6 protein-coding genes are annotated in these 8,514 nt (G+C 74.1%); 4 read left to right on the top strand and 2 right to left on the bottom strand.

Annotation, left to right across the window (positions count from 1 at the left end; all coding sequences use genetic code 11):
• Window positions 1–124: 124 nt before the first annotated feature.
• On the bottom strand, window positions 125–940 hold the full coding sequence (locus ACFV04_RS19505) for a relaxase/mobilization nuclease domain-containing protein (RefSeq protein WP_380530490.1): 816 nt from the start codon (window positions 938–940) through the stop codon (window positions 125–127).
• Entirely contained in the window at window positions 937–1,275 is a 339-nt protein-coding gene (locus tag ACFV04_RS19500) for a hypothetical protein (protein ID WP_380530487.1), read from the bottom strand. The genes ACFV04_RS19505 and ACFV04_RS19500 overlap by 4 nt, the downstream gene beginning before the upstream one ends.
• Before the next feature lie 1,126 nt (window positions 1,276–2,401).
• Here ACFV04_RS19500 and tap point away from each other — a divergent pair.
• From tap to ACFV04_RS19480, 4 genes are all read left to right on the top strand, one after another.
• Window positions 2,402–4,885: a telomere-associated protein Tap gene (gene tap / locus ACFV04_RS19495; protein WP_380530484.1), complete on the top strand. Its 2,484-nt coding sequence runs from the start codon at window positions 2,402–2,404 to the stop codon at window positions 4,883–4,885.
• A 77-nt stretch (window positions 4,886–4,962) separates the two neighbouring features.
• The gene (tpg, locus tag ACFV04_RS19490) at window positions 4,963–5,508 is read left to right on the top strand and encodes a telomere-protecting terminal protein Tpg (protein ID WP_380347754.1); all 546 of its coding nucleotides are present in this window, start codon (window positions 4,963–4,965) and stop codon (window positions 5,506–5,508) included.
• Between the two features lie 510 nt (window positions 5,509–6,018).
• Window positions 6,019–7,464: a hypothetical protein gene (locus ACFV04_RS19485; protein ID WP_380530481.1), complete on the top strand. Its 1,446-nt coding sequence runs from the start codon at window positions 6,019–6,021 to the stop codon at window positions 7,462–7,464.
• Between the two features lie 101 nt (window positions 7,465–7,565).
• Complete coding sequence (locus tag ACFV04_RS19480; protein WP_380530478.1) at window positions 7,566–8,480, top strand: hypothetical protein; 915 nt, start codon at window positions 7,566–7,568, stop codon at window positions 8,478–8,480.
• The last annotated feature ends 34 nt before the right edge of the window (window positions 8,481–8,514 follow it).

Raw genomic sequence — 8,514 nt, 5'->3', positions numbered from 1 at the left:
CGCCCGGAGCGCCAGCGACGGGCCAGGGCCCGCCCGGAGCGCCAGCGACGGGCCAGGGCCCGCCCGGAGCGCCAGCGACGGGCCAGGGCCCGCCCGGAGCGCCAGCGACGGGCCAGGGCCCGCCCTATGAGTGTTCTGCCGTCTCCGGCCTGGCAGGTTCCCCATCGAGGGCGCCCCGCAGCTCGTTCCAGCTCAGGTCCTTGGCGACCTTGGAGGCCGCCACCCAGATCTGCACACCCACCGCGTCCAGCCATCCGGCGACACTGAAGGAGTAGCCGCGCATCTCGCCGGCGGGGGTGATGTGGGCTCTCCAGAGGACTCCGGCCTTCCCCAGCGCCTGCTCGAATGCGGGCCGACCGCCGGCCCCCGCAGTGTCGCGGGCAACCCTGACCAGGTACCGAACCTGCTCGCGCTCCGGATGCGTGCTGCCGCGCCGTTCGCTGGCGGTGCGTTCCTGCATGGTGATCTGCGGGGCGATCCGGTCGCTCCGCAGCTCCGCGTTGACGAGTCGGTGGCGGCGTTCGATGCCGCGGACGATCGGCCGGGACTTCCTGAAGTCGAAGCCGTCCGGCACGAGGGTGCCGTCCCAGCCGAGCCGGCTGATCGTCAGGTGGATGTGGTCCTCGCCGTGACGCACCGCCACCCATGGGCAGCGGCCGTAGCCCATGGCCTGGACGTAGTGCTCGGCGATCTTCCCCCACTCGGCGTCGTCCATGATCCGGTCCTCGGGGGCCGTCCGAAGGGCGCATCGCCAGATGGGCCTGGACAGGCCTTGGCGGTAGGCGGTGTGGCGGTCGATCATGTCCGCCACCTGGCTCGAGGTGCCGACCACATTTCCCGCCACCAGACGTGGGTCGACGTGTTCCTCACGCCGGCCCGGGCCGAAGTCGTAGCGCAGGGCCGACGATGCCCGGCGCCCTTTCGTGATCTTCGCGATCATATGGACCCCTGACGGGGCTTCCGCTCGACAGGCGCCATTCCGCGTACCGCCATCGCGGCCTCCCCTATACCGGCGATCGCCTGCTCGATGTCCGCGCCGGCCTGGCCGCTGCCGCGCAGCAGCCGCACGAGCTCGTTGAGCTGGGCCGCCGCCTGCACCAGCTGCGCGTACGCCGCCTCATTGACCTCCGGAACCCTGGGCACGTCGCCCGGAACCCCCGGATGGCCCTGTAGAGCCTCCTCCACGACCGCACGCGTCCACGCCCCCAGCTCCTTCCGCTCGGTCGCGTCCCGGGCCGCCTCCCAGCGCCCCAGCTCCTCCTCGTTGAGACGCACACTGACGCAGTGCTTGCGGGCACGACCAGGTGTCCCCCGAACCACTTCAGCTCCTTCCTCTCAGTCGAGACGGCCCACCCCCGCACACCGGTCGGCAGCGCGGCTCGGCCCTGCCGCAGACGCGGCCCGGCGACAAGCGTACGGACACGCGCATACACGGCCCGGCCCGGAATGACGACCCCTCAAAACGCCATAAGCGAAGCGCATTGCCATAGCTCGCTCTCTTTTGGTCGTACAGGGGGTGGGGCCAGGGGAGGACCGAGGTGGCTCCGCGCTGGGGGCGTCAGAGGTCACCGTGCGCGGGCCGGGTCACATCCCTCGCCTGCCCTGGATTCCGCGCTCCCGGCATGACCGGGCGGTTGCTGCCGGCCGACAGGCTGTCGGCATGGGTTCGGCGCCGCGGTTGCGAGGCCGTCGGCCCCTGGGGCCGGCGGGCTGTCCATGGAGCGCCGACAGCAGGCGTCACCGGACCTCCGCCGCAAGCGCCCTGGCGAAGACCGCTGGGTCACACGGCGAGACCGCCGCTACCCGCCGTCGGCACGGCCGGATGGCGGGAGTAGCCCCGGGACCCGGCTGTCGCCAGCGGCAGCGGCTCCCGGCCGGACGGCCCGGGGCGCGATGCGCGACGTGCTCCGGTGGCCCACGAGCAAGGGCGACGCCTGCCACATCAGGCTGCACCTCAGGGACGGCTGGCACCCGGCGGGCCTGGGGTGCGGATGGGCCGCCAGGCCCCGGCTCCCGGCCCGACCTCATCCGGGCGGCGTGGAATCCGAGCGGTCCGGTACCGCTTCGGGCGATGCCGCGAATCCGGTTCGGGACACCGCAGCCGCTCGAGGTGATGGCCGCCCGGAACTGGCTGGGGTCGATCTCGCGACCAGGGCCGTCAATGCACGCCTGGCTTCCAGGGCTCGGAATGGCCCTTTGGCCGCCTCGGGCTCCCGGCCCTGGCTGCCCCTCCAAGGTGCGGACCAGCTGCCCGGACACCATGTGGAACCTCGGGAGCGACCGGGCGGCCGCCTGAGCAAGGCATCCGCCCCTGAGACCACCAGGGACGTCTCGGTGCGCCTCCAGCGATGTGCGTTCCAGAAGTGACTTTCAGACTAGGGTGTGCGGTGGAGGTGTGGTCGTGGGTGATGACCTGTTCGCGTCGATCGACGCGCTGCTGGAGCGTCCGCGCCTGGTGGAGGACCTGCCGATGCCTGCGGAGCGGGAGCGGCTGCGCAAGCTCGGCGAGTACACGCAGGAGGAGCTGGCGGCCGCGCTGAAGACCCGCCGGGAGACGATCGTGCGGTGGGAGGCCGGGACGACGCAGCCCCGGCCGCCCAAGCGCGAGGTCTACATCCGGTTCCTCGCGACGCTGGCGCTGCGGCACGGCACCGTGGAGCCCACCGAATGGCTGCACCGGGCGCAGGCCACCGGCCTCGTCCTTTCTCCGCCCTCGAGCCCTGCGGATACGGCCGGTGCGGCTGAGCCCGCGCAGCCCGCCGCCACGGCGGAGCCTGCTGAGGCCCGGGTTTCCGTCTCCCCCGCTCCCGCCCCGGCCCCGGTGGTCCCGGCGGCGTTCGGCGGGCAGCAGGACCAGGCCGTGGAGCTCGACCGCTCCCCGTCCGGGGAGCTCGTCACCGAGCCGCCCGCGCCGTGCGTACGGTGCGGGCGCCCGACTCCGTACCGCTCCGGCGGCCGCCCGGTGCACATGGGCGGCCGGTGCACGGCCGTGCCGGCCTCAGCCCCACCGGCCGCCGACACGACCGTCCACCGGCCCGCTCCGCAGATCCCGGCACCCCCGGCCGGAGCGCCCCACCGGAGCGCGCCGGTGGCTGCGCCGCGCCCCACCGGCACGTCGCGGCCGGCCGCTCCCTCACAGCCCTCACGCGCCCGCAAGACCCCGGCGAAGACCGCCACGGCTGCGGGCCCGGCCGGCTGGGAAGCGGCGGCCGCCGCGCGCTTCCCGTCGGGACCGCTCGCCGTCGTGGACACCGCCGCAGACGGCCGGGGCCTGGCCGCGTACCTGGCCGACGGCGGCCCGGCGCCCACCGCGCCGGGTGGGCGGACACTCGCCGAGGTGGTCGAGTGGGCGCTGGAGACGAAGCTCGGTCAGGGCCGGCTGCACCGGCACGGCAAGGACGGCGACGCCCTGGTGGTGCTGACCGACGCCGCCCTCGCCGAGCTCGGCCTGCCGCCGATGGGCCGGGACGAGAAGACCGAGTTCGTGCCGCGCCTGGGCCGCCTGCCCGACTCCCACAAGCAGGTGAAGGCCCTGACCAAGGCCGGCTGGCTGCTCACCCAGCGCGGCCTCGGCCCCTGGGCCCGCGTCTACCGCACCCCCGAGGACGGCAAGCGCGTATGCGTCCAGCTGTGCGTCCCCGCCTGGGGCGCCCTCGCCTCCGGCGGCTGGCAGATCCCCGACGGCCTGGACGCCCCGGCCCTGGCCCGCCTGCTCGGCACCTACGCCACCCGCGTCCTCACCCCCCGCGGCTCCACCGCCGTCTGCGGCCTCGAACTCGTCACCGCGCTGCGCCCGCCGACTCGGGCGGTACGCACCGAGGCGGGCTGGGCCTCCGGCCCGGTGGAGGGCTCCCGGCCCAAGGAGGCGTTCGACCCCGCTCCGCCGGAGGTCCCAGATGTGCACCCGCTCGCCGAGGACCGCGAAGCGGACGGCGAGCTGGTCACGGAGGCCTGGGACTGGCACCGCCCCTTCGGCGAGAACGAGCAGGCCGCGCCGTACGCGGTCGGCCTCGATGTGAACATGGCCTTCCTCGCGGCCGCGGGCAGGCTGACGCTTCCTCTCAGCAAGCCGGTGCACGAGCTCAGCCCGGCCTTCGACAAGAAGATCCCCGGCAGCTGGCTGGTCGACCTCTCACACGTGGAGACCGACCCGCTGCTCCCGAGCCCGTTCACGCCGGACGGCTCCCGCCCGACCGGACCGGCCTGGTATTCGACGGTGAAGGTCGCCTACGCCGTCGAGCTCGGCGCCGAGGTGCGGCCGGCCGAGGGCTGGCTGCGCCACGAGTCCGGCCCGTACCTCGATCCGTGGCACAAGCGCCTGCGCCAGGCCTACCTGGACACGATGGCAGCCCTGGGTGTCCCGCTCGATCTCGCCGGCCACGACCCGTTCGCGTTCCTGGACGCCATGGCCGGCCTGCGTCAGGGCGACGCGGCGGAACTGGCGGTCCTGACCGCGATCAAGCAGACCGCGAAGGGCACCGTCGGCAAGTTCCGCGAGCGCCCCCGAGGACACGGCTACCGGCCCGGCCAGCGCTGGGCCGCCCTGGAACGCCCGACCTGGGACCCGCTGATGCGGGCCCTGGTCATCGACACCGCCACCGTCGACTTCCACCGCAAGCTGCGCAAGATGGCCGTCGAGACCGGCCTGCACGCCTTCGCCGTCCTCTCCGACTGCGCCGTCTTCGCCTCCCCCGGCCCGGACGCCCCGGACGTCCTCGCCCGCCCCGATGGCACCCTCACCACCGCGCTGCGCCTGGGTGTGTCGCCCGGGCACGTGAAGTTCGAGGGCTCCCGGCCGATGCCGGAAGTCCTGGAGCTGCTCGCGGACGGAGTCAATCCCGGTCGGCACATCAAGAGCGGTGGCCGGGTCTCCCACGACGAGTAGCCGGACCGGGGAACGGGCCCGCACCATGACCATCAGCCAGCAGTAGCCGCCGCTTCGGCGGCCGGGAAGGAAGCAGCGTGAGCCGGGAGATCGACGAGGGTCTGGAGCGCGCCGAGCGGACTCGTCCGATCCCGCAGTCCGTCCAGGCCCGGATGCGGTTCCTCCTCAGAGGGGCCAAGGGCTCGACCAAGCGGCTCGCGACCGACCTGGGTGTCTCCCAGCGCACCGTGCAGCGCTGGCTCAAAGGGCAGGCGGTCCCGAAGCCGGCTGCCGCCGAGGCCATCGAGAGAAAGGTCCGGGCGGCTTGGCAGCCGCGAGTGAGGCAGCGTGTGCGGCGTGCGGCCGAGCAGCGGGGGTTCATGCTGCACATCTCCGCGACGTTCGGTTTCAGCGCGGCCGGGGGCTCCACGGACGACCCCCGTCCCCGGGTGATCACGCAGCAGATGCCCGGTGAGGTGGCACGCCGTCTCTACGCGGCGCGGGATGCCGGGGCTCCGCAGGCGGAGCAGGAGGCGTTGCTCGCGGACGCCTTGCGGGAGCACTACTTCGGGGACGGCGGGCGTCGCGCCGCCGGGCTCGACGTCGAGCTGAACGACGTCGCCTGGATGGACGTGGAGCTGTAGGGCTGCGGGGTCGTGTCGCGGAGCCCCGGCCGAGCGGTTCCGTCGGACGTTGGGCGGTCGGGCGGCGGACGGTGTGGGAACTGGGAGACTGGCCGTCATGAGTTCTGGCCGGCGCCCGTTGTGGCTGCCTTCCTCCGAGCAAACCGACGCCACGACCGTTCCGGCGGACGGCCAGGCCCGTCGGCTCGCCGTCGAACGTGCCCCGGTCATGGAGCGGCCCGTCGTCGAGCGGCCCGCCGTACCCGCTTCGCGCCGTCGCCTCGGTCCCGGCGGTCTGGCCGCCTCGGCAGTACCGGATGACCGGGACTGACCCGTCGCACCCGTACCCGGGAATCCGCGGGTTCGGGCTCGGTCTGTCTCCGTGCGTGCTGGGTGCGCGTCTCTTCGCGGCCGTGCCGTCCTGACCCGCCGCCGGGCGAACCGCGGTCTCCGGACGGGCCGACGGCGTGTCAGGGCGCGGTCGTCAAACCGGTCGTGGCCTGTCGGGGCAGACGGCTACGATCCCGAACCATGGAACAGAGTTTCGACTCGCGCGGAATCGGCTCCATCGGGGGAATCGACGCACGGGGCTCCGGCCCCTCGGACGCAATCGACGCACGGGGCTCCGGCCTCTCACGCGGAATCGACGCGCGCGGAATCGACACCTCCGAGGAAAAGGACGCGCGGGCAATCGCCCCCGCCGGCCCCGGGCCGTCGTGCCCGGAGTGCGGCACCCCGTTGCGGGCCACAGGCCCCGGCCGCCGGCCCGTCTACTGCGGCCGCTCCTGCTCCTCGAAGGCCTACCGCCGACGCCGCGCCGAAGAGCAGCGCAACGCCGTCGCGGAAGCCCTCATTTCGTCGCGCGTCGAAATTCCGGACCCGGCGGAGGATGGTGACCAGGAGCTGCTGGGCCTGGCCGACGGCATACGGCGCAGCGCGGCCCGCTATCTGGAGCGGCTCGGCGAGGCCGGCCGGGGTGGGCCGGACGCGAGTGGCGACCGGGCGCTGGGCCTGTTGGAGAGCAGTGTCATCAGCGCGGCGCAGGCCCTGGTGCGCAGGGCTCACGTGCTGCGCCACGAGATGGTGGCCGCCCGCGTGGAGGGCGCTGCCGGGGAGGACTCCGCAGGCCCCTCGGCTGGCGGTGAGGGCGCTCCGGTGGAATCGACGCGCGTCGGATTGCCCGGTGCCGCGGCCCGCGGCGACGGCCTCCTCGAATCGACGCGCGGCGATTCGAGCCGCGCTCCGGCCACGGCCGTCCCGTCCCCCACGCCCGCCGGTGCCGACGGACCGGCTCCAGCGGAGGCCGGCCCCGTCTCCGCCCTGGACCTCGCCGCCGCGACCAGCGTCGACGAGGTCTCACCGGAATCGACGCGCGTCGATTCCGGTGGCCCCGCGGCCCCGACTTCCCCCACCCCCGCGCAGGCGGCGGGCGACGCACCGACACCACTGGCCTCCACTGCCCGGACCGTGCCGGCCAGTGTGTCCGATGGGATCGCGGTAGCCCCGGGCGGCTCCGCCCTGGAATCGACGCGCGTCGAATCGGGGGCCGGTTCAGGAGACACCTCGACCGCTCCCGACACCCCTTCCGATTCGACGCGCGTCGAATCGGGTGGAGCGTCTGTCGCGAAGCCGGACACCGCCGGTTCACCGGAGCGGCTGCGCCTCGCGCTCGCCACCGAGAGGACGTCGACCGCGCCGGTCCTGCGCGGCCTGGGTGCCCCGACCGCCACCTGGAGTGCGCAGAACGGCGCGTTCCTGATCGAGGGCTGGGACGACCGCACCGTGTTCGCCGTGCGCAGGCGGGACCGGCAGCTGGCCGGATGGGTCGAGACGTCCGGCGCCGGCTGGGCGTCGTTCATCGACGGCCGGGCGGTCATCGACTCCGACGACGGCCTGCCCTGGCTCGCCGAGGACGAGACGTACGCGGTCTCCTTGCTGGCGATGGCACTCGACCAGCACGGGGACCGGCCGGCTTGAGCGGAACAGGCCGTACCCGCTGATGCGGCGGCGCCCCGGAGCGGGACGCTGATTCGCCGTCACCATACGCTGGCCAGTGAGGATCACCGGAAGGAACCGCTGTGACAGATGCCAGGATCGAACCCCCGATAGACCGGCCCGGTACCGACGGGTCCGTCGCCGCCGAGGTACCGGAGGCGGTGTCCGCACCGGAGGCGGCGGACGAGCCGGGCGCCACGGACGAGCCGACCTCCGCCTTCGGCGACCTCGTCTACGACGACCTGCACAGCTCCTTCGGCGCGTTCCGGCTGTACCTCTCCGAACGCCTGTCACCCGACGCCGCCGACCTCGTGGCCCGGGAGTTCGACGCCCACATGACTGCCCTCGCGAAGACCCGGGCCGCCCTGGGCCTCGACGACGACGTCCCGGCCCCGTCCGAGCCGTCCCAGCCGCCGGTGCCCGAGCGGACGGACCTCGCGCGGGCGGACAAGGTGTTCCCCGAACTGGCCCGCCGGTACAAGGGCGCGTTCAAGCAGGCCCAGCAGCAGATGGCGCAGCACTACGCCAGGTCCGAGCCCGGGCGGGCCTGGCAGGATCTGAAGAAGGCCGTGGAGGGACCCGACCGGATCCAGGCGGTCGTCAAGGAGGTCGCCGGGGACCACTACCCGGAGATCTCCAAGGACGGGCGCTGGCGGGAGTTCTTCGGATCCGTGCTCCGGGACACCGCCGACGTGGCCTCCAAGGCGACGGCTCGACTGGCGCGGACCTTCGAGACCGACCGGGTGACCCAGCGGCTGCTGACCAGGTTCGCGACCGCGGCCGGCGAGTTCGCCGCCGGGCGTCAGGGCGAGGCGGCGGCGCAGCCCGCTCCGGCCGCGGCGGCCGAGAAGGCCGCGGGCCGTGCCCAGGTCGACCTCGCCTCCCTGGGGATGAAGCCGGTGGCCGGTGTGGCCGCGCCCGCGGCGGCGCCGCCCGATCCGGCCCGGCCCGCGCCGACGGCGGCCGCGCCCGCCCGGGGCAGTGGTGCGGAGATCTGATGGCGGCGCGCGGACGGGACGCCGTGGCGCGCCA

Source organism: Kitasatospora sp. NPDC059599 (assembly GCF_042735125.1).
Classification (GTDB): Bacteria; Actinomycetota; Actinomycetes; order Streptomycetales; family Streptomycetaceae; genus Kitasatospora.
This window is presented reverse-complemented; position numbering and strand designations above follow the sequence as displayed.